Origin of the sequence: Mesorhizobium loti R88b, from assembly GCF_013170845.1 — a bacterium.
Lineage (GTDB): Bacteria > Pseudomonadota > Alphaproteobacteria > Rhizobiales > Rhizobiaceae > Mesorhizobium > Mesorhizobium loti_B.
Genome location: NZ_CP033367.1, coordinates 2,317,970 through 2,339,009 on the forward strand (window position 1 = coordinate 2,317,970; position 21,040 = coordinate 2,339,009).

General features: G+C 62.6%; 15 protein-coding genes. 6 read left to right on the plus strand and 9 right to left on the minus strand.

The window, feature by feature from the left end; genetic code table 11:
- The first annotated feature begins 415 nt into the window (after positions 1-415).
- A complete protein-coding gene (gltB, locus tag EB235_RS11300) occupies positions 416-5,161 on the plus strand; it encodes a glutamate synthase large subunit (RefSeq protein ID WP_027030901.1) in 4,746 nt (1,581 codons plus the stop codon).
- Between the two features lie 141 nt (positions 5,162-5,302).
- The gene (locus EB235_RS11305) at positions 5,303-6,757 is read left to right on the plus strand and encodes a glutamate synthase subunit beta (RefSeq protein WP_027030900.1); all 1,455 of its coding nucleotides are present in this window, start codon (positions 5,303-5,305) and stop codon (positions 6,755-6,757) included.
- Positions 6,758-6,823: 66 nt separating this feature from the next.
- Here EB235_RS11305 and EB235_RS11310 read toward each other — a convergent pair whose 3' ends face one another.
- The 3 genes from EB235_RS11310 to EB235_RS35265 all read right to left on the minus strand — a co-directional run bounded on the left by EB235_RS11310 (position 6,824) and on the right by EB235_RS35265 (position 9,541).
- Positions 6,824-8,473 (minus strand): ABC transporter substrate-binding protein, encoded by a 1,650-nt coding sequence (locus tag EB235_RS11310; protein WP_027030899.1) that lies wholly within the window; start codon positions 8,471-8,473, stop codon positions 6,824-6,826.
- Between the two features lie 64 nt (positions 8,474-8,537).
- Positions 8,538-9,341 (minus strand): 2-keto-4-pentenoate hydratase, encoded by an 804-nt coding sequence (locus EB235_RS11315; RefSeq protein ID WP_246741412.1) that lies wholly within the window; start codon positions 9,339-9,341, stop codon positions 8,538-8,540.
- 5 nt (positions 9,342-9,346) lie between these two features.
- On the minus strand, positions 9,347-9,541 hold the full coding sequence (locus EB235_RS35265; protein ID WP_027030897.1) for a zinc-binding dehydrogenase: 195 nt from the start codon (positions 9,539-9,541) through the stop codon (positions 9,347-9,349).
- A gap of 114 nt (positions 9,542-9,655) precedes the next feature.
- On the opposite strand from EB235_RS35265, the gene EB235_RS11325 reads away from it, so the two are divergent.
- Positions 9,656-10,552, plus strand: coding sequence for a LysR substrate-binding domain-containing protein (locus EB235_RS11325; protein ID WP_027030896.1), 897 nt, complete (start codon positions 9,656-9,658; stop codon positions 10,550-10,552).
- A gap of 14 nt (positions 10,553-10,566) precedes the next feature.
- Here EB235_RS11325 and EB235_RS11330 read toward each other — a convergent pair whose 3' ends face one another.
- Both EB235_RS11330 and EB235_RS11335 read right to left on the minus strand, forming a co-directional pair.
- Positions 10,567-11,796, minus strand: a complete 1,230-nt coding sequence (locus EB235_RS11330; protein WP_027030895.1) for an SGNH/GDSL hydrolase family protein — start codon at positions 11,794-11,796, stop codon at positions 10,567-10,569.
- 28 nt (positions 11,797-11,824) lie between these two features.
- On the minus strand, positions 11,825-13,048 hold the full coding sequence (locus EB235_RS11335; RefSeq protein ID WP_027030894.1) for a lytic murein transglycosylase: 1,224 nt from the start codon (positions 13,046-13,048) through the stop codon (positions 11,825-11,827).
- A gap of 211 nt (positions 13,049-13,259) precedes the next feature.
- On the opposite strand from EB235_RS11335, the gene galU reads away from it, so the two are divergent.
- Positions 13,260-14,165, plus strand: coding sequence for a UTP--glucose-1-phosphate uridylyltransferase GalU (gene galU / locus EB235_RS11340; RefSeq protein WP_027030893.1), 906 nt, complete (start codon positions 13,260-13,262; stop codon positions 14,163-14,165).
- 191 nt (positions 14,166-14,356) lie between these two features.
- On the opposite strand, the gene EB235_RS11345 is transcribed toward galU, so the two are convergent.
- Positions 14,357-16,162 carry an outer membrane beta-barrel protein gene (locus tag EB235_RS11345; RefSeq protein WP_027030892.1) on the minus strand — a complete coding sequence of 602 codons (1,806 nt, stop codon included), beginning with the start codon at positions 16,160-16,162 and terminating at the stop codon, positions 14,357-14,359.
- A gap of 248 nt (positions 16,163-16,410) precedes the next feature.
- Here EB235_RS11345 and EB235_RS11350 point away from each other — a divergent pair, with 248 nt between their 5' ends.
- Both EB235_RS11350 and EB235_RS11355 read left to right on the plus strand, forming a co-directional pair.
- On the plus strand, positions 16,411-17,412 hold the full coding sequence (locus EB235_RS11350) for a KpsF/GutQ family sugar-phosphate isomerase (RefSeq protein ID WP_027030891.1): 1,002 nt from the start codon (positions 16,411-16,413) through the stop codon (positions 17,410-17,412).
- Between the two features lie 166 nt (positions 17,413-17,578).
- Positions 17,579-18,187 carry a hypothetical protein gene (locus EB235_RS11355; protein WP_155256409.1) on the plus strand — a complete coding sequence of 203 codons (609 nt, stop codon included), beginning with the start codon at positions 17,579-17,581 and terminating at the stop codon, positions 18,185-18,187.
- Positions 18,188-18,231: 44 nt separating this feature from the next.
- On the opposite strand, the gene EB235_RS11360 is transcribed toward EB235_RS11355, so the two are convergent.
- The 3 genes from EB235_RS11360 to EB235_RS11370 all read right to left on the minus strand — a co-directional run bounded on the left by EB235_RS11360 (position 18,232) and on the right by EB235_RS11370 (position 21,000).
- A complete protein-coding gene (locus EB235_RS11360; RefSeq protein ID WP_027030889.1) occupies positions 18,232-18,696 on the minus strand; it encodes an NfeD family protein in 465 nt (154 codons plus the stop codon).
- A gap of 20 nt (positions 18,697-18,716) precedes the next feature.
- A complete protein-coding gene (locus EB235_RS11365; protein ID WP_027030888.1) occupies positions 18,717-19,667 on the minus strand; it encodes an SPFH domain-containing protein in 951 nt (316 codons plus the stop codon).
- Positions 19,668-19,788: 121 nt separating this feature from the next.
- Positions 19,789-21,000: an NAD(P)/FAD-dependent oxidoreductase gene (locus EB235_RS11370; RefSeq protein WP_027030887.1), complete on the minus strand. Its 1,212-nt coding sequence runs from the start codon at positions 20,998-21,000 to the stop codon at positions 19,789-19,791.
- Between the last annotated feature and the right edge of the window lie 40 nt (positions 21,001-21,040).

Genomic DNA, 21,040 nt, shown 5'->3' on the forward strand with positions numbered 1-21,040 from the left:
CAATCGCAAGGGGCCAGATGCCGGAAAACCGTTAAAGCCAATCAACTCAGCGCTAGCGGGCTGGCGACTTAAGCTTACGTTTTCCCTCAGCCTCACGTAATTTTATGTCGCGGAAAGACCAAGTTTTTTGTGAATCGGTCTTGTGTGTGTCGGGGAATTCTGCCATAAAAATTTAGGACAGTAGTGCTGTCTTATTTTGTCGCACAAAACAGGCTGGATTGGCGTAACATATTGGCCTCTCCGGCTGTTGCTGCGAGCGACAGGTGGACGGCCAGGAGCTGGCCTGTACGATGGAGCCATGCGGGAGGCCGCCTGGTTCGCAAGGATTTCGCAAGACGTGCCACAAGGATCAGGGCGAGCCAAGCGCTTGCCGAGGCAAATCAGCGCCTGAAGGGCTGGGATGGAGGACATGACAATGACGGACATGACGCTCTCTGCGACGAACGGCCGGGCCGCGCAGACGAAAGCGGCAACCGTCAAAAATACGTCCCGAACCGCCATTGGCCGAGCCGACATTGGCCGAACCGGGTTTGCCTCTCAGGGCCTCTACGATCCGCGCAACGAGCATGACGCCTGTGGCGTCGGCTTCATCGTCAACATGAAGGGCGTGAAGTCGCATCAGATCGTCCAGGACGGCCTTGCCGTGCTCGAAAACCTGACGCATCGCGGCGCCGTCGGTGCCGATCCGCTGGTTGGCGATGGCGCCGGCGTGCTGGTGCAGCTTCCCGACCAGTTCTTCCGCGAGGAAATGGCAGCCCGCGGCATCGAACTGCCGCCGGCGGGCCAGTATGGCGTCGGACACTGGTTCATGCCGCAGGACGCGGCGTTGCGTGCCCATATCGAAGAAATCATCGCCGAATCGGCGCAGTCCGAGGGGCTGCCGCTGCTCGGATTCCGTGACGTGCCGGTCGACAATTCGTCGCTGTCGAAGGCGCCCGACATCGTCGCGTCCGAGCCGTTCCATCGCCAGGTGTTCATCGGCCGCACGGCGGATATTCCCGACGACGAGGAATACGAGGCCAGGCTCTATCTGCTGCGCAAGGTCATTTCCGGCCGCATCTACGCCGAGAACGACAACAAGGATATCGGCGCCTATTGCGTGTCGTTGTCGGCGCGCACCATCGTCTACAAGGGCATGTTCCTGGCCTACCAGGTCGGCGCCTATTACAAAGACCTCAAGGACCCGCGCTTCGAGACCGCGCTGATCCTCGTCCACCAGCGCTTCTCGACCAACACCTTCCCGTCGTGGAAGTTGGCGCATCCCTACCGCATGGTCGCGCATAATGGCGAGATCAACACGGTGCGCGGCAACAACAACTGGATGGCGGCGCGCCAGGCGTCCGTCGATTCCGAACTGTTCGGCAACAACATCTCGAAGCTCTGGCCGATCTCGTATGACGGCCAATCGGACACGGCGTGTTTCGACAATGCGCTCGAGTTCCTGTTCCAGGGCGGCTACAGCCTCAGCCACGCCATGATGATGCTGATCCCGGAAGCCTGGGCCGGCAACAAGCTGATGGGGGCCGACCGCAAGGCTTTCTACGAATACCATGCAGCCCTGATGGAGCCGTGGGACGGGCCGGCGGCGGTTGCCTTCACCGATGGCCGCCAGATCGGCGCCACGCTCGACCGCAATGGCCTGCGCCCGGCGCGCTACATCGTCACCGATGACGACCGCGTCATCATGGCCTCGGAAGCCGGCGTGCTGCCGGTGCCGGAGGAGAAGATCGTCAAGAAGTGGCGGCTGCAGCCTGGCCGCATGCTTTTGATCGACCTTGCCAAGGGCCGCATCGTTCCCGACGAGGAGATCAAGTCGGAGATCGCCACCAAGCATCCCTACAAGACCTGGCTCGCCAACACGCAGTTGATCCTCGAAGATCTGAAGCCGGTCGAACCGCGCGAACTGCGCCGGGATGTGAGCCTGCTCGATCGCCAGCAGGCGTTCGGCTACACACAGGAAGACACCAAGCTGTTGATGTCGCCGATGGCGACCACCGGCCAGGAAGCCGTGGGTTCGATGGGCACCGACACGCCGATCTCGGCGATGTCGGACAAGTCGAAGCTGCTCTACACCTATTTCAAGCAGAACTTCGCCCAGGTCACCAACCCGCCGATCGACCCGATCCGCGAGGAGCTGGTGATGAGCCTGGTGTCCTTTATCGGTCCCAGGCCGAATATCTTCGACCTGGTCGGCAATTCACGCCGCAAGCGGCTCGAAGTGCGCCAGCCGATCCTGACCAATGGCGATCTGGAAAAGATCCGCTCGATTGGTCATACGGAAGACCGTTTCGACACAAAGACCATCGACATCACCTATGGATCGAGCGAGGGTGCCGCCGGCATGCAGGGCGCCATCGACAGGCTCTGTGAACGCGCCGAAGCGGCGGTCGCCGGCGGCTACAACATCATCATCCTGTCCGACCGTCAGCTCGGCCCGGACCGCATCGCCATTCCAGCACTGCTGGCGACAGCCGCGGTCCATCATCACCTGATCCGCAAGGGTCTGCGAACCTCGGTCGGCCTCGTCGTCGAATCCGGCGAGCCGCGCGAAGTGCATCATTTCTGCTGCCTTGCCGGTTACGGCGCGGAAGCGATCAACCCCTATCTCGCCTTCGACACGCTGCTCGACATGCACAAGCGCGGCGAGCTGCCGGAAGAGGTCGACGCCTACGAGGTCGTCTCGCGCTACATCAAGTCGATCGGCAAGGGCATCCTCAAGGTGATGTCCAAAATGGGCATCTCGACCTACCAGTCCTATTGCGGCGCGCAGATCTTCGACGCGATCGGGCTGAAGACCGATTTCGTACAGCAATACTTCACCGGTACCGCGACGCTGATCGAAGGCGTCGGGCTGGATGAGGTCGCCGGCGAAACCGTCAGCCGTCACACGGACGGGTTCGGCAACGATCCGGTATTGCGCAACAGCCTGGAAGTCGGTGGCGAATATCTGTTCCGCATGCGCGGCGAGGCCCATATGTGGTCGCCCGATGCGGTCGCTACTTTGCAGCATGCCGTGCGCCAGGGTTCGTGGGAGACGTTCAAGGACTATTCCGCGCAGATCGACAGCGAGACGGCTCGCGCCCAGGCCATTCGCGGCCTGTTCAAGATCAAGCTGGCCGAGGAGACCGGTCGCAAGAACGTCGCGCTCGATGACGTGATGTCGGCGGCTGATATCGTCAAGCGCTTCTCGACCGGGGCGATGTCGTTCGGCTCGATCTCGCGTGAAGCGCACACGACGCTGGCGCGTGCCATGAACCAGATCGGCGGCAAGTCGAACACCGGCGAGGGCGGCGAAGAAGCGGACCGTTACTTGCCGCTGCCTGGCGGCGGCAAGAATCCCGAACGCTCGGCGATCAAGCAGGTCGCGTCGGGACGGTTCGGCGTGACGGCCGAATACCTCGTCAATTCCGATGTCATGCAGATCAAGGTCGCGCAGGGCGCCAAGCCCGGCGAAGGCGGCCAGTTGCCCGGCCACAAGGTCGACGCCACCATCGCCAAGGTGCGGCACTCGACGCCGGGCGTCGGCCTGATCTCGCCGCCGCCGCATCACGACATCTATTCGATCGAGGATCTGGCGCAGCTGATCTACGATCTGAAGAACGTCAACCCGGCGGCCGATGTCTCGGTCAAGCTGGTGTCGGAAGTCGGTGTCGGCACGGTTGCCGCCGGCGTTGCGAAGGCGCGCGCCGACCACATCACCATTTCGGGCTATGATGGCGGCACCGGTGCGTCACCGCTGACTTCGCTCAAGCATGCCGGCAGCCCGTGGGAAATGGGCCTTGCCGAGACGCACCAGACGCTGGTGCTGAACGGTCTGCGTTCTCGCGTGGCGCTGCAGGTCGACGGCGGCCTGCGCACCGGCCGCGACGTCATCATCGGCGCGCTGCTCGGCGCCGACGAGTTCGGCTTCTCGACCGCGCCGCTGATCGCGGCCGGCTGCATCATGATGCGCAAGTGCCATCTCAACACCTGCCCGGTCGGCGTCGCGACGCAGGATCCGGTGCTGCGCAAGCGCTTCAAGGGCACGCCGGAGCATGTCATCAACTTCTTCTTCTATGTCGCGGAAGAGGTGAGGGAGCTGCTTGCCGAGATGGGCTACACCCATATCGACCAGATCATCGGCGATACCGATCTTCTGGAAAAGCGCGACCTGATCGTGCACTGGAAGGCGCGCGGTCTCGACTTCTCGAAGATGTTCCACAAGCCCGATGCGCCACATGAAGCGGTGCACTGGACCGAGCGGCAGAAGCATCCGATCGCCGATGTGCTCGACCGCAAGCTGATCGAATTGGCCAAGCCCGCACTCGAGAGCAAGCTGCCGGTGAAGATCGATGTGGATATCCGCAATGTCGACCGTTCGACGGGCGCCATGCTGTCCGGCGAAGTTGCCAGGCGCTTCAAACACAAGGGCCTGCGCGAGGACACGATCCAGGTGAAGCTGACCGGTACCGCCGGCCAGTCCTTCGGCGCCTTCCTGGCGCGCGGCGTCTCGTTCGAGCTCGTCGGCGCTGCCAACGACTATGTCGGCAAAGGCCTGTCGGGCGGGCGCATCGTCATCCGGCCGCCGGAAGAGTCCAAGATCGTCGCGGCGGAATCGATCATCGTTGGCAACACCGTGCTCTACGGTGCGACCGAGGGCGAGGCCTATTTCGCTGGTGTCGCCGGCGAGCGGTTCGCGGTTCGCAATTCGGGTGTCGCTGCCGTCGTCGAAGGCGTCGGCGACCATGGCTGCGAATACATGACCGGCGGCATCGTCGTCGTCATCGGCAAGACCGGCCGCAACTTCGCCGCCGGCATGTCGGGCGGCGTCGCCTATGTGCTGGACGAGGCGGGCGACTTCGCTGAGCGCTGCAACATGGCGATGGTCGAGCTGGAGCCGGTGCCGGAAGAAGACGATCTGATGGAAAGGCTGCTGCACCATGGCGGCGATCTCGACCATAAGGGTCGCGTCGACGTCTCCGGCGACATGACCAGCCATGACGAGGAGCGGCTCTACCAGCTGATCTCGAACCACGTGCACTTCACAGGTTCGGTGCGCGGCCGCGAGATCCTCGACGACTGGACGACTTTCCGGCCGAAATTCCGCAAGATCATGCCGGTCGAATACCGCCGCGCGCTGATCGAGATGGAACGCATGCGTATGGGCGTCGCGGCCGAATAGCTTTCGCAATTGCCGGGAGGTCCAGGCTTCCCGGCCCACCTTCATCGACGGTTTGACCTCGGGTGCAAGCTTGCCATGGCTGCCTCAAGAGGTTAACGGGTGCGGCGAACCCCGCACCATCTGGACAGCAGGAACTGGACCATGGGCAAGGTAACAGGCTTTCTCGAAATCGACCGGCAGGTGCACAAGTACCAGCCAGCCTCCGACCGCATCCGGCATTTCCGTGAGTTCACGCTGCCGATGTCGGACAAGGAGGTCGAGAAACAGGCCGCGCGCTGCATGGATTGCGGCATTCCGTTCTGTCACGGACCGACGGGCTGCCCGATCCACAATCAGATCCCCGACTGGAACGACCTCGTCTATGCCGGCGACTGGGACAACGCGATCCGCAACCTGCATTCGACCAACAATTTCCCCGAATTCACCGGCCGCATCTGCCCCGCACCCTGCGAGGAAGCCTGCACGCTGAACCTCGAGGACATTCCGGTCGCTATCAAGACGGTCGAGCAGGCGATCGCCGACAAGGCTTACGAGACCGGCCATATCAGGCCCTATCCACCGGAGAGGAAGACGGGAAAACGCGTCGCCATCATCGGTTCCGGCCCGGCCGGCATGGCCGCTGCCCAGCAGCTCGGACGCGCCGGTCACGATGTTCATGTCTATGAGCGCGAAAGCCGGCCTGGCGGGCTGATGCGCTACGGCATCCCGGACTTCAAGATCGAGAAGCATTATATCGACCGGCGCATCGAACAGATGCAGGGCGAGGGCGTGACGTTTTATTGCGGCGTCAATGTCGGCGTCGACAAGCCTGTCGCCGAACTGCTCGCCGAATATGATGCCGTGCTCTATTGTGGCGGTTCGGAAGCGCCGCGCGCGGCCGGCATTCCAGGCGACGATCTCGGCGGTGTGCATGACGCCATGCCTTATCTGGTGCAGCAGAACCGCCGTGTCGGCGGCGAGCCGATCCAGTCGGTGGCCTGGCCGTCACATCCGATCATCGCCGGCGGACAGCATGTCGTCGTCGTCGGCGGCGGCGATACCGCTTCCGATTGCGTCGGCACTGCCTTCCGCCAGGGCGCGGTGCGCGTCACCCAGCTCGACATCCGCCCGCAGCCGCCGGAGAAGGAAGACAAGCTCGCCGTCTGGCCCTACTGGGCGACCAAGATGCGCACCTCGTCCTCGCAGGCTGAGGGCGCCGAGCGTGAATTCCAGGTGGCGACGCTCGAATTCATCGGCGAAGAAGGCCAGCTCACCGGCGTCAAATGCTGCGAGGTCGACGAGAAGCGTCAACCGATCGCCGGCTCCGAATTCGTCATCCGCGCCGATCTCGCCTTCATCGCCATCGGCTTTGCCGGTCCGGCGAAGGCCGGCGTGGCAGCGGAATTGGAGGGAGAGATGAAAATCACCACCGATAGCCGTCGCTCCAGGAACGTCACGGCCAATGACCGTGACTACAAGACCAGCGTCGACAAGCTTTATGCCGCCGGCGACGTGCGCCGTGGCCAGTCGCTGGTCGTCTGGGCGATCCGCGAGGGACGCCAGGCGGCGCGCGCCATCGACGAGGCGCTGATGGGGTCGAGCGTCCTGCCGCGCTGAGACCGGGTTTTATCGCGAGGATACGTCGCCTGGAATGGCGACGTATCTCAACGGGGTAGGACCAGCTCAGCTCTCCAGCCAGACCTTGTCCAGTTGCAGGATCTGGTCGAGCGGATGGGCATGGCGGTTCTTCACCGCGGCGACGAAGTGAACGAAAATCTTGCGCCAGTACGGCTGGATGATGACAGCTGAGTCCTGCAGGATCTTTTCGATGTCCTGCATGACGACGCGACGTTTATCAGGATCGGCGATGGACAGGGCCTGGTTAAGCTTGGCGTCGAATTCAGGGTTCGAGAAACCGGTCTCGTTCCAGGCTCCACCGCTGCGGTAGGCGAGCGCCAGCACCTGTACGCCCAATGGCCGCATCGTCCAGCCGGTTAGCGAGAACGGATATTTCGTCCAGTTCCCCCAGAAGGTCGAGACGGGCAACACTGTGCGCTTGACCTTGAAACCGGCTTCCCGAAGCTGCCCGGCGATCGCGTCGGCCGTGTCCCGGTGCCAGTCGTCGTCGCTGCTGATGAGGTCGTGCTCGAAATCCTGCTGGCCCGTCTCGCGCATCAGGGCCTTCGCCTTGTCCAGGTCTCGTTCCACTTTCGGCAGCGCGAAATATTCGGGCTGGATCGGGCTGACATGGTGGTTTTCGGCAGCGGTGCCGCGGTCGCTGTAGCCAAGCTTCAGCACGGCGGCGTTGTCGACGGCGAGCTGCATGGCCTTGCGAACCCGTTGGTCGTTGTAGGGCTTGCTGGCCACGTTGAAACGGGCGACGGCGGTTGCCGCGGTCTCGGTTTCGCTGCGCTGGAGGCCCATGGAGTCCAGAACATCGATCTGGTTGCCGGTGGTTTCGAAATTGCAATGGACTTCACCAGCCTCGAAGGCGCTCGCGATCGCGTTGGGGTCGGTGCCGTAGTCGATGAACTCAACGCCGTCGAGAAGCGCCTCGCCACCCCACCATGGGCTTTCGCGCCGCTTGTAAACGGCGTGGACTGAGGTCGCATAGGTGACGAGTTCGAAGGCGCCGGTGCCGATCGGATACTTTGCCAGGTTGGAGCCGGTTGCCTCGAAACTGCGATGCACCAGCAAGGCCGGGAAGTCCGAGAAATTGGCAATCAGCGAGATGTCCGACTTGGACAGCACCAGCTTGATCGTATGGTCGTCGACCCGGACTATGGCACCGTCACGCGCCTTGCCGGTGGCTTCGTCGATGAGCACGCCCATGCGGCCGGCCATGGAATTGCCCGGCGCCTTCTTTTCGCACCAGCGGTTGAGGTTGAACAACGCGTCCTCGGCGGTGAAGTCGTCGCCATTGTTCCATTTCACGCCCTTGCGCAGGTGCAGGACATATTCGGTGGCGTCTTCGTTGATCTCCCACCCTTCAAGCAGCTTGGGCTGGAAAGTGTAGTCGGTGGTGTATTCGACGAACGGTTCCAGAAACTGGCGTCCGAGATTGCCCATTTCACCGCCGTCGAAGGTGCGCGGATCCTTGAGCTCCTTGACGAGCATGGCGATCTTGAGGACGCCGCCCTTCTTCGGTTCCTCCGCTAGCGCCGGTACCGGCGCCGACAGGCCAATGAGGCCGTAGGCGCCTGCCGCGCTCACGCCCATGATGCTGGCCATGGCGAGGAATTCGCGCCGGTCCATCCGGTTTTCACGAACCATGGTTGCCATCTGCGCGACGGGCGGCGGTACCGGCTTTTCCCAGCTATTGCGGCTGTTCATCTGTTTTTCTCCTGCGACGGACCGAGCCGTCGGATCCTGATTGCATCGTGCGAAAACTAGCGGCTCATGTGAACGAAACATCCAGCATGCCGTACTGGTTGAAATCGGCGGTAAAGGCGTCGCCGCTGGCGACGGGCAAGGCTCTCGCAAATGCGCCCGACATGACGATGTCGCCCTCAGCCAGATGTTCGCCGCGCTTCTGCAGCGCGTTGGCAAGCCAGGCCACGCAGGTGGCCGGATGCCCCATGCCGATGGCTGACAGACCAGTTTCTTCCACGAGCCCGTTGCGCGACAGGGTGGCGCCGACCCAGCGGCTGTCGATGTCGTGCGGGCGAAAGCGCTTGTCGGAGAGGATGGCGCCCGCAAACGCCGAATTGTCGGCGACCGTATCGGCCACGATGCGCGGCGGCGCCATCCTGTGGTCGACGAGTTCCAGCGCCGGCACGATGCAGTCCGTCGCGGCAAGCAGCGCGTCGAGCTTTTCGATCGGCCGGTCGATGTCACGGCCAATGATGAAGGCGAGCTCGACTTCGACATGCGGCTTGACCAGACGCTTCGCCGGCAGGCTCGCGCCGCTCTGGTGGACCGCGTGGCGCAGGATCCGTCCATGGATCGGTGCGTCGAGATCGCAGGCGATCTGTGTCGTGCGCCATGTCAGGCCGATCTTGTAGCCGGCACAGACGATGCCTTGCTGGTGTCGCATGGTCGTCAGCAGGTCCTGGACCCGATAGGCGTCATCGAGGCTGAGCCCGGCGTGCTGGCCGCTGAGCGGCGGCATGGCTTCGCCCTCGCGCTCGGCGCGCAGGATTGCCTCCGCCGCGTTGCGAATGTCCAGTTCCGTCAGTCCAACCGGTGTCTCGGCCATCATCAATCTCACATCAGGTCCACAACGCCCCTCCCGAGTGCCTTGTCGCTCTCCAGATGGCGAAAGGTGTCGGAGCGTTGCTCCAGCCCAGACCGGGCGGGATCAATTAATGGACGCACCTTGCCGGTCTCGGCCAGCGTGGCAATTTCCCGCAGTATCGCCCCTTCAGCACCATTGCACGCATTTGACATTCCCGTCGCCATGGACCCGGGCGGACTCTGCCGTTTCGATAAGTTGAACGGAAACGCATAAATCTAATGGTATCGATCTGAAACGTTTCTGGCTAAGTAGCGACCTTCGGCATCAGAGGACTCCCGATGCGGTATCCCGACCTCGAAATCGACCTTCTGCGCGCGTTCACAACGGTGGCGGAAACTGGCAGCTTTACCGCTGCGGCCGACGTGGTCGGCAGGTCGCAATCCGCCGTCAGCCAAAAGATCATCCGCCTGGAGGAACTGCTCGGACACCCTCTGTTCAACCGGAACAGCCGCTCGCTGGTTCTCACCGGAGAAGGTGAACGCTTGCTGTCGGCGGCGCGCCGGATGCTGGAATTCAACGACATCGCGGTGCGCACGCTGGTCGCCCCGGCTGATGTCGGGCGCCTGCGCATCGGCATCTCGGAGGACTTCGTTCCGCACCATCTGCCGGCGCTGCTGGCGAAATTCGCCGCGCTCTGGCCGGCCGTTCGGCTGGAGCTGATGACCGGCCTCAGCTGCGACCTGCTTTCCGCTTATGACGATGACCGGCTCGATGTGGTGATCGCCAAGAAGGATGGCCGCGCCCAGCGCGGCCGCGTCATCTGGCGCGAACCCTTGGTGTGGATCGGCTCGGCCGGCTATGACCACCAATCGCTCGAACCTGTGCCGTTGGTGCTTCTGCCGACGCCTTGCACCTATCGCGGCGTGGCGATCCGGGCGCTGGATTCGATCAGGCGCGACTGGGACGTGGCGTGCACGGTGAACAGCCTGAACGGGGCGCGCGCGGCGGTGGCCGGAGGTTTCGGCGTCACGGTGCTCGGACGCTCCTTCGTCCAGGATGGGGTGCGGATCATTCCTCCGTCCGACCTGTGGCCGGTGCTGCCAATGACGGAGATCGTGGTGATCGGGGAGGAGACGATGGAAGCACGCATCGTGCAACCTCTGCTTTCGTTCCTCACCGAAACCCTGTCTCGCGGCAATGCAATCGCGGCTTTGTCCGTCTCACAGGCCTGCTGACTGGCGAACAGGCTTCAGGGCGTGGCGACCGTCGCTGTGCCGTCGGCCGCCGCGGTGGCTGCCGGGCTTGCCTTCGGCGGCCAGGAGAAATCGTCGGCGCGGCCGGGGTAAGCCTCCGGCGCCTTGCCCTCGATCACCAGTTTTTCTCCGGGCAAGTCCGGATTGGCTTTGACCGGCGGTTCGGCGCCGAGCAATTCGGTGCCGCCGTCGAGTGCCGGATCACTGAGCAGCATGGGCGCGGTGCGGTCGATGACGATTGGTGCTGCGGCCGGCGCCGGCGCTTCGACGGGCGCGCCGGCTGGGGCGGTCGAAGGCGCCAGGCTTCCCGGCGCGGCCAGGCCCAGGATCTTGGCCAGCGGCTTTTCGGTATAGAAGGCGAGCTTGCGCTTGCCGGCTGTCGACACGTTGATGCCGTCATCGGCGCGCAGCCGCACCGGCTGGCCGTTCATGTCGGGGCCGCTGGTAATGAAGGCGCCGTTCTCGTCAACAAAGCCGTCCCAGACATCGACGAATTCGCCGCCATGGCCTTCGGCGGCCTTGTGGTAGATGTCGTTGAAGGCCAGCATGTCGGAGGTCATCTTCGGCACCCGGAATGCCGGCATGCCGACCCACAGGAATGGCACCTTGGCGGTGGCGATGGCCTTGCCGAATTCGTCGGTGCGGCGCTCATATTCCTTGGTCCAGTTCTCGGATCGAGGCTGCTCGCGCACATCCCCCACCTTCATCTGCTGGCGATCGTTGGAGCCCAGCATGACGACGACGGCGGCTGGTTTTTCGGTCTCGATCAACGATTTGATCTGTTCTGGCCAGTTGTAGAAATCATCGCGCACGAAGCCCGACGAGCCATTGGAGCGAACAACGATCCTGACGGCTGGGTTGTCGGCAAAGGCGGTGTCCAGGCCCTCGGCGAGACCGGACGCCATGAAGTCGCCGACGACCAGAACAGTGTGGGCGTCCGGTGCCTTCTCAACGATTGGCGTCTGTGGCTCGGCGGGCGCGCGTGGGGCCTTGGGTTTGCGCGGCTTTGGCTTGGCCTTCAGGACGTCGAGCGGCGGCTCGACCCGTTCGCTGCGGCGTGGAAACAGAAGGTCGCGCAACGACCAGCCACGATTTTGTTGCGGCTGTTCCTGCGCCATGGCCGGCACATGGAAGGTGCCCGCCACGGCAATAGCGAGCACGGCGATGGCCAGAACAAGCACCGGCATGCGACGAACGAGCGTCCCAATGCGCTTAGCCCAGACCAAACATTTCCTCCCTAGTCCGTAACAGGCCCTATTTCTTCCTGAGCCATTTGAGCACTTCCATGCTCGGATACCCGTCCTGGGTCAAGCCGACCTTCGCCTGATAGGTCATGATGGCTGTTTTCGTGCCGTCACCGATCTTGCCGTCGAACTTGCCGTCATAAAGGCCGTGCTGCGAAAGCCGCTGCTGCAGCTCCTGCCTTTCCTCGAAGGAGAGCTTGGTGAACGGCCGCTGCCAATCCTGCACGAGGCCGCTGCCACCGGCGATCTCGTCGGCGAGAAGGCCAACGGCGAGGGCATATTTGTCGGCGTTGTTGTAAGCCTTGATGACGGAGAAATTCCTGACCATCAGGAAGGCTGGCCCGCCACGGCCATCCGGCACCTTCAGCGTGGCCTTGTCGGTGAGGTTCTTGAACGGCTTGCCGTTTGCCCTGGCGACGCCGAGTGCCTGCCATTGCGCGATCGTCTTCGATCCGGCGGGCAACTTGCCGGCCGGCAAGGTGACTTCATAACCCCAGGTCTTGCCGGCCTGCCAGCCATTCTTCTTCAACAGATTGGCTGATGTCGCCAGCGCGTCGGGGATGGAATTCCAGATGTCGCGCTTACCGTTGCCGTCCATGTCGACGGCATAGTGCTGGTAGCTGGTGGGGATGAACTGGGTCTGGCCCATGGCGCCGGCCCAGGATCCGCTGAGGTGGCTTTCGTCGATGTCACCGGTTTGCAGGATCTTCAGCGCCGCAACCAGCTGGGTGCGGGCATATTTCGACCGCTTGGGGTCGCCATAGGCCAGTGTCGCCAGCGAACGCACGACATTGCGCATGATGTCGTCGCGCTTGAGGATTTCGCCATAGTTCGATTCCATCGACCAGATGGCCAGCAGAATGTAGCGGTCGACGCCGAACCTGGCCTCGATCTTGTCCAGCCATGGTTTCCATTTCTTGGCCATCTGCTGGCCGACGGCGATGGACTGGTCGTGGACGCGGTTGTCGAAATAATCCCAGGCGGGAGCTGTGAATTCAGGCTGCGTGCGCGCCTTGTCGAGCACCACGGGGTCGGGGTCCTTGATGTCCCGGAAAGCCTGGTCGTAAACGGCGCCGGAAACGCCGGCCGCCACCGCGGTGGCACGGAAACCGGCGACCCATTGCCGGAAACCGGCATCGGCGAAAGCCGGCCCGGCAGGCATCAGCAGAGCGAGCGAGAGGCTGGCTGCCGTCATGACGCTGGTAAAAATTTTTGCGGCATTGCGAACGGACATCTTTTCCTCCTTCTCTGTCTCAGGAAAGACCATTCATCGCCGAACCGGGTTAGGAATTAGTTTACCATAGGTGTCGCCTGGAACGAAAAGACACCTCGATGCTTTAACCGGTGGAAGTTTCCCTTACCCGCTCCACTAATCTTCAATTCCGGCGTGAAAATGTCGCGAGACAGGGATTGCGGAGCCGGCCAGCAAACGGATAATTGAAAGCATGAAGAGAGTTCGCAAGGCAGTTTTCCCGGTCGCCGGTCTCGGCACGCGGTTCCTCCCAGCCACCAAGGCTGTTCCCAAGGAGATGCTGACCGTCGTCGACCGTCCGGTCATCCAGTATGTGGTGGATGAGGCACGCGAGGCCGGCATCGAGCATTTCATCTTCGTGACCGGCCGCAACAAGGCGGTCATCGAGGACCATTTCGATATCCAGTTCGAGCTCTACGATACGCTGGCACAGCGCGGCAAGGACGAGCAGCTTGCCCGCCTGCAGCGGCTGCAGCCGGCGCCCGGGCAGACCAGCTTCACTCGCCAGCAGGTACCGATGGGGCTTGGCCATGCCGTCTGGTGCGCACGCGAACTGGTTGGCGACGAGCCCTTCGCACTGTTGTTGCCCGACATGATCATGCAGTCCGAAAAGAGCTGCATGAAGTCGATGGTCGAGCTCTACGAGGAAACCGGCAACAACATCATCGCCGTGCAAGAATGCGACCCGGCCGAGGCCCACAAATACGGCATCGTCGGCCGTGGCGAGGACACGCATCACGGCTTCCGCATCACCGAGATGGTGGAGAAGCCGAAGACCGGCACGGCGCCGTCCAACCTCTACATCAACGGCCGCTACATCCTGCAGCCCGAGATCTTCAAGATCCTCGAAGGCCAGGAAAAGGGCGCCGGCAACGAAATCCAGCTCACCGACGCCATGCTGAAGCTGGAAAAGCAGCAGGCCTTCTACGGCTACCACTATCAGGGCCGCACCTTCGACTGCGGCTCGCCGGAAGGGTTTGTCGAGGCCAATGTCGCCTTTGCGTTGTGGCGCAGCGACATGAACGAGAACATGGCTGGCGTCATCCGCACGCTTCTTGACGAGATGAAGCCATCGGAGCGCCGTGGGGCCGCCTTCTAAGGATGTGCTGATATTCAGGTGATGCCGGCCTGCGAATGGCGGCTTCCTGCGCTTCCCCGTTCTAATGCGTCGCATTAGAACTGTGCTCACGTACCCAAAAGTACGCTCCGCTCCGGTTCTCGCAATCCACCATTCTCGGCGCGGCCTGACCTGAATCTCAACACATCCTTGGCGTGTTGGTGCACAACTCCTCAGCGCTGCACCTTCAAGCCTAGATATATGCTGTTGGCGGTGTAGTCGCGGCCGGGCAAATTGCTGGTCAGTTTTTCGGTTCTCACCCGGGTGGTGAGACCGGCATAGCGGTTCAGCCACCAGGTGAGGCCGGCTTCGGCGCTCAAGATCTGGTCATGGCCATCGATGCCGACATAGTGGCGCCAGTCGAGGCCGAGAGCAGCGTTTGCGGTCAGATTGGCTCGGATTATCCGCTCGCCCGTCAGGCGACCGGAGTAGAGAATGTCGCCGCTTTCTCCCGAAGTGGTCGTGGTTTCGACGGTGGTCTTGCCGGTCAGGCCGATCGTGGTGCCGCGCTCCGGCGACCATTTGAGGTCGGCGTTGACGGTGGCGCCCGAAATCGCCTCCAGGCTGTTGTCGTCGATGGCTTCCCTAAGCCAGCCGGCCGAGAATTCGCCCGACAGCTTCTCACCCATGTCGAGTTGCAGGCCGGCGCGGGCGCCGAGGCGTTTCGAGGAGCGTTCGAAGCCTTCATTGTCGATGCGCTGATCATAGGTCCGGCGACCGACCTCGATTTCGCTGAACGGGGTGAGGGCCGGTGAGATCTCGTAACCGGCGCGCAAGGTCGCCGTGTAGAGCGTGTTGTCCTGGTCCTTCTGCGACAGCGTGGTGCCGTCCGAAAGCTTGGCGTCGCTGTAGAAGTCGTGCGAGACCGCGCCGGTCAACGTGTACTGCATCTTGCCGACCGCCTTTTCGACGCCGAGGCTGCCGTCGATTGTCTGCCGCAGCGGCTGCGTGCTGACACCGGCGATGGCATCGGGTGAAGACGCGGATTCCGGCACGGCTTCGTAGCCGAGCTTGGCGATGGCGCGCAGCTCATTGTCGAGGTCGACATTGAGCTGGCCCTCGATGCGGCCTTGCGCATCGTGGACCGGGTAGCCCGACACGGTTTCGCGGAAAATGCCATAACCATCGATGGTGGCGGAGTTTTCGCGCCAGTCGGAAATAGCGGTAAAACGCAACGCCGTCTCGGACAGCAATGCCGAGGTGCCGGCACTGCTCGAATCGCCGTTCGTCGTGGCGGTCAGGCCCTGTTCGATCGTCGGCCGGATGACGAAGGAGCCCCATTTGACGCCGGTGGCGGCGAAGGGATCCTCCTCGGCTTTCTTGTTCTGCCCTTCGATGGCGGCGGTGCGCTCCGCGCCGGGGTCGAGTTTCTGCCTGTCAGCGCTGTCGACGGTCAGCGCACGGCGGTTGGCCGTCTCCTCATCCGTGTCGGTCGTACCGGCAGCGTCCGTCGTGGAGGCGGTCGTTGAAGCGGTGGTATCGGTGGTTGCAGCCGTCGTCTTTTTCTTCTTTTTCGACTTGTCGGCCGCCTTGGTGCCAGCCTTGGTCTTGTCCTGATCCGCTGCGTTCTGCCCGGTCGTCGAAGGGCGGCGCCGGGGTTTGGGCGGCGTCGGATTGTCGGTGGCGGTGTCGTCGGTCGCCTGCGGCGGATCGAAGATGCTGCCGGCGGCGGTCGCGGCATCAGTGTTCGTGTCGTCAGGGACAGCACCGGCACTGGCCGGCAAATAGGTGCGCGGCGGCGTGTTGTCGGTCGCGGCATCGGCCGGTGCCTGCTGGCCCTGGGCGGCAAGTGCGAGCTGCCTTGCCTTGCGCTGCTGGTCGGACAGGATCGCCGATTCCGAAACCTCGCCACGCAGCTCGGTTTCCTGGGCATGAAGGGCGCCCGGGCGCAGCAAGGCAAGCATGCTGGTCGCCAGCAACAAGGCGCATACCGCCTTGCCCCGTCGTCCTGTTGATTTTTCTGGCTGGGCCCCGGACATCGCCACCACTGCTTGCGCGGCGCTATGCGCGCCATACTTACCGAACCGTAAATGGGGATGGTTAACGGAGGGTTGAGGCGGCCGCCGTTCGGCCTTCAAAAGCCGGTTTCGCAATGGAATCATGCGGCCTTCATCAGGCTTGTTGTCCTCAGCCTGGTCGTTGCCCCAATTCATCGCGCGGTTTGGACGACTTCCCTATGGCCATTTCTGTTGGACAGCGCGCCGGCAAAGCGCTAATCGCATCCCCCATGCATGCGAAATCGCTCGACAAGAAGCCCTCGGACAAGCAAGCCTCGATCGCTTCGGCGCTGAGAACCGTGGCAACCGAGCAGGCCGGGATCGCCGCCCTTGCCGAAGCGCTCGAGAACGGACTGGCCGCGCCTTTCGCGCAGGCCGTCGAGATGATCTCGAACATCGAAGGCCGGCTGATCGTCACCGGCGTCGGCAAAAGCGGCCATATCGGCTCGAAGATCGCCGCGACGCTGGCTTCGACGGGCACACCGGCCTTTTTCGTCCATCCCGTCGAGGCCAACCATGGCGATCTCGGCATGATCGCCAAGGACGATGCCATCATCGCCATGTCGTGGTCGGGCGAAAGCCTCGAGCTCAAGGGCATCATCGCCTATTCCAGGCGCTTCTCCATTCCGCTTATCGCCATCACCGCGGGGGAGACATCGGCGCTGGCGCGTGCGGCCGACGTGGTGCTGCTTTTGCCGCGCACCCCGGAGGCCTGCCCGCACGGCCTGGCGCCAACGACATCGACGCTGCTGCAACTGGTCATCGGCGATGCGCTGGCGATCGCGCTGCTCGAGGCGCGCGGCTTCACGCCGGACCATTTCCGTACCTTCCATCCCGGCGGCCAGCTCGGCGCCAACCTGACGCTGGTCTCCGAGATCATGCGGGTCGGTGACCAGATTCCGCTAGCGCTTCTCGGCACTAAGATGCCGGAAGCGGTCATGACGCTGTCGCAGAAGAAGGTCGGCTGCGTCCTGATCGTCGACACCAAAGGCGAATTGGCCGGGATCATCACCGACGGCGATGTCGCGCGCAACCTGCACCGCCACCTGGCCGACGTCACCGTCGACGAGGTGATGACCCGCACGCCCAAGACGGTCGACCCGCAAACGCTTGCGGGTACGGCGATCGCGCTGCTCAACGAGCACAATATTGGCGCGCTGGTGGTGACCAGGAACAATATGCCGCTGGGCGTCGTGCATTTCCACGATTTGCTGCGCATCGGCGCTGCTTAGCCTGACGCACCTCTGAACGGCTTGATTCCACCTGTTGCGATCGGCAATGTTTGCTTGCAAAACTCTAGCTTGCGATTGCCGTTGAAGAGGTCGGATGTTCTCCAGCTTGATCGAAAGATTTCGTCGGCAGCCGGACCTTGGTCGTCCACTTCGGCGTGGAGAAGTGTTGGGCGACATTGTCGCAGCAGCACTGGAAGGCAAGCTCCCGCCTGATTTACAACGAGTAGGCGATCTGTCCTGGGTTGGAAGTTCGACAGATCACATCCGTTACCTGCTGAAATTTCAGGCGATGAAAGGGATGACTTTCTCTGCCTGTTGGGGCCTCTCGATCGACTTTGTTCCGATTTTCAGAGGCGGAAGACTTCGCTGGAAGAGAACGGCGAAGTCGGCAAATTTTGATCTCTGTATCGATCCGATCGACTCATCAGGGCGGATCCCTGGCTGGTGCTCGTTCTACAGCAATGATCGCGACGATCGAGTTGAACGCACTGCTTTGAAGGTGCTCAATGCGGCACGACGAGACTGGTCCGACGTCACCGCGTTAAAGGACGTTGCGGATAGTTTCGAACGACGATCGAAGAAAGAGTCTCGGCGGTTTTCGTTGGAGAACTATGTGCAAACGGACCTCGCATGGGGATTGGTCCTCGTCGCGCTCGGAGAGGCGGACAGGGGCCAGAGCCACCTCGATGCGTATTGCGAGAGGTTTGCTGTTGCGCAGGACGATATCGTCCTGATGAAAGCAAAAAGCGAAGCGGCCGCAATCGCCACCGGGTGACATTTCCAGCCACCCCCAGATTTCCTCGAACGGATTCTCCGATATCAGACCCGTTCCACCGTCAGTTCCAGATCGGTATCGGCGGCTGCGGTGACCCGCACCTGTGTGCCGGCTGGCAGGTCCGGGCCGGCAACGCGCCATAGCGTGTCGCCGAGCTTGATGCGGCCGCGGCCGTCCTTGATCGGTTCGGCGAGCGTCGCCATCCTGCCGACCATCTGTGCGCCGCGCCGGTTGAGCAGCGGCTGGTCCGTCGGATCATTGCGACTGCCGACCACCCTCTTGCCGACATAGGCCGAGACCAGCGACAGAACCAGAAAGGCGAGGACCTGAACCTGCCAGGTCCAGATCGCCGCATCCCAGATCAGCAGCGACACAGCGCCGATGATGAGCGCCGCGATGCCGATCCAGAGCATGAAGATGCCGGGTGCTATGACTTCCATCACCAGCAGGACAAAGCCCAGAACCATCCAGTTCCAGGGGCCGAGTTCGGAAACGATGCGGTCGAGCATGGGAATGTACCCCTATGATCTCAGTTGTCGCTCGGACGTACGACCGGCGGGCGGGCGGTCTGGCGCTGCGCGCCGGTCGTGCCTTCGCTGCGGAAGACCTCCTTGGCGATCTCGCCGATGCCGCCAAGCGAGCCGATCAGCGACGACGCCTCGAAGGGCATCAGCACGATCTTGCTGTTGGTGGCGGTGCCGATCCTGCCGAGCGCTTCGGTGTATTTCAGCGCCACGAAGTAATTCAGCGCTTGCACGTCACCCTTGGAAATCGCTTCCGACACCACCTGCGTGGCGCGGGCTTCGGCCTCGGCGGAACGTTCGCGCGCTTCGGCGTCACGGAATGCGGCTTCCTTGCGGCCTTCGGCCTCGAGGATCTGCGACTGCTTGAGACCTTCGGCGGCCAGGATCTGCGCACGCTTGTTACGCTCGGCGGTCATCTGGCGGCCCATCGATTCGATGAGGTTGGCCGGCGGGTTGATGTCCTTGATCTCGACGCGGGTGATCTTGATGCCCCACGGATGCGCCGCCTCGTCGACAACCCGCAGCAGGCGCTCGTTGATGGCGTCGCGGTTCGACAGCAACTCGTCGAGGTCCATCGAGCCCATGACGGTACGGATGTTGGTCATCGTCAGGTTGAGGATGGCGTTCTGCAGTCCGGACACCTGGTAGGCGGCTTGCGCTGCGTTGAGGATCTGGAAGAAGGCGATGCCGTCAACGCCGACAATGGCGTTGTCGCGGGTGATGATCTCCTGGCTCGGAACGTCGAGCACCTGTTCCATCATGTTCATCTTGGCGCCAATGCGGTCGACGAACGGGAAGATGAAATTGAGGCCTGGGCTCAGTGTCTTGGTGTAACGGCCAAAACGCTCCACCGTATAATTGTAGCCTTGCGGAATAGTCCTGATGCCTTTGATGAGAAGCACCAGTACCAGAAGCGCAAGTGCACCAATCGCAATATCAAAACCACTGAAACCCATTTGGCTCTCCCTCGGACGCAAGCCGCGCGAGCCATTCCCGCACAACCGGCTTCACCAAAGACTTAAGTGTGTTTCAGCAGCGTTACAATCAGGTGATGAGGGATTGTTTGCAGGATTGCAATCAGCGATTGAATGCGAACAGCTCTGCATCCGTGTCGGCAAGCCCTTTGATCGAAGCCGGAATGATTTCGGAAGCGATCTGGGAGAAAGTGATGCCATTGCCGCCATAGCCCATGACGGCATGGATGCGTGGATGCCTGGGAACCGCACCGATATAGGGCAGGCCGGTGGTGGTTGTACCAAAGGAGCCGGTCCAGGCGAATTCGGGCCGCACGTCGAGATGAGGAAACAGCTGGCTCAGTTTTTCGGCGATGCGCGCGCTCTTGTCGGCGATCAACGCGTCGCGCCTTGCCTCGTCGACAAAATCCTCGTCCTCGCCGCCACAGATGACACGTCCATCGGCTGTCGCGCGCATATAAAGATAGGGGTCCGATGCTTCCCAGATGAACGCGGCTTCCGGCCAGATCTTTCGCAATTGCGGGCGCGTTGCGATCGCCCAGGTCGAGATGACCTGGTGCGCCGCCGCCGGCACGATGTCGACCAGCTCATAGCCCGTGGCCAGGACAACATGCCGTGCCGTGATGGTGGGGCCGTCCTTTGTGGAGACGATAATCTCGTCGGCACCGTCCTTGATCGCCGTCGCTTCGACAGGGGCGTAGAAGCGCGCCTTGCGCTCCAGCGCCTTGATCAGCAGCCCAGCCGTCAGTTTGCGCGGGTCGAGCGCGATGTTGTCATGGCTGAGGATGGCGCCGTCGCGATCGACGCCGTAGCGCTCGGCCAGCGGGGCTGGCATGAGATAGGTCGCCTTTATGCCAGCTTGCCGTCGTGCGTCGGCTTCCTCCCGTAGTTCCGAAGGACCCAGCACATTGCCTGCCAGATAGAGTGACTGGGTGCGACTTGGACTGCAGTTGATGCCAAGTTCTGCGATGCGGCCAGCAAGATTGGTCACGGCTAGCCGCGAGCGCCGCCATGCCTGCTGTGCCTTTGTCTTTCCGACCATCTTCGAGAGCGTCGAAAGCGGCTGGTCGATTTCGAACTGCACCAGCGCAGTGGTAGCCGGCGTCGAGCCCTTCAGCGGCCCGCGTCGGTCGATGCAGATCACGGAATGGCCGTCTGATGTCAGCGCCTCGGCCATCATGGCGCCGCTGATGCCCATGCCGATGATCAGCACGTCGGCCTTGACGTCCCGGATCAGGCTGTCCGTCGGCACCGCCGGCGCGCGATAAGCGGACCAGACGGGCCGGCCAGTTCTGAGGTCGAGCTTGCGGGACATCCATTTCTCCGGAAAGCGCGCCTCAACGCCCCGGAGCGAG

Coding starts and splice junctions, on each gene's coding strand:
- gltB (WP_027030901.1), top strand. CDS start 416: ATGACGGACATGACGCTCTCTGCGACGAACGGCCGGGCCGCGCAGACG.
- EB235_RS11305 (WP_027030900.1), top strand. CDS start 5,303: ATGGGCAAGGTAACAGGCTTTCTCGAAATCGACCGGCAGGTGCACAAG.
- EB235_RS11310 (WP_027030899.1), bottom strand. CDS start 8,473: ATGAACAGCCGCAATAGCTGGGAAAAGCCGGTACCGCCGCCCGTCGCG.
- EB235_RS11315 (WP_246741412.1), bottom strand. CDS start 9,341: ATGATGGCCGAGACACCGGTTGGACTGACGGAACTGGACATTCGCAAC.
- EB235_RS35265 (WP_027030897.1), bottom strand. CDS start 9,541: ATGGCGACGGGAATGTCAAATGCGTGCAATGGTGCTGAAGGGGCGATA.
- EB235_RS11325 (WP_027030896.1), top strand. CDS start 9,656: ATGCGGTATCCCGACCTCGAAATCGACCTTCTGCGCGCGTTCACAACG.
- EB235_RS11335 (WP_027030894.1), bottom strand. CDS start 13,048: ATGTCCGTTCGCAATGCCGCAAAAATTTTTACCAGCGTCATGACGGCA.
- galU (WP_027030893.1), top strand. CDS start 13,260: ATGAAGAGAGTTCGCAAGGCAGTTTTCCCGGTCGCCGGTCTCGGCACG.
- EB235_RS11345 (WP_027030892.1), bottom strand. CDS start 16,162: ATGTCCGGGGCCCAGCCAGAAAAATCAACAGGACGACGGGGCAAGGCG.
- EB235_RS11350 (WP_027030891.1), top strand. CDS start 16,411: ATGCATGCGAAATCGCTCGACAAGAAGCCCTCGGACAAGCAAGCCTCG.
- EB235_RS11360 (WP_027030889.1), bottom strand. CDS start 18,696: ATGCTCGACCGCATCGTTTCCGAACTCGGCCCCTGGAACTGGATGGTT.
- EB235_RS11365 (WP_027030888.1), bottom strand. CDS start 19,667: ATGGGTTTCAGTGGTTTTGATATTGCGATTGGTGCACTTGCGCTTCTG.
- EB235_RS11370 (WP_027030887.1), bottom strand. CDS start 21,000: ATGTCCCGCAAGCTCGACCTCAGAACTGGCCGGCCCGTCTGGTCCGCT.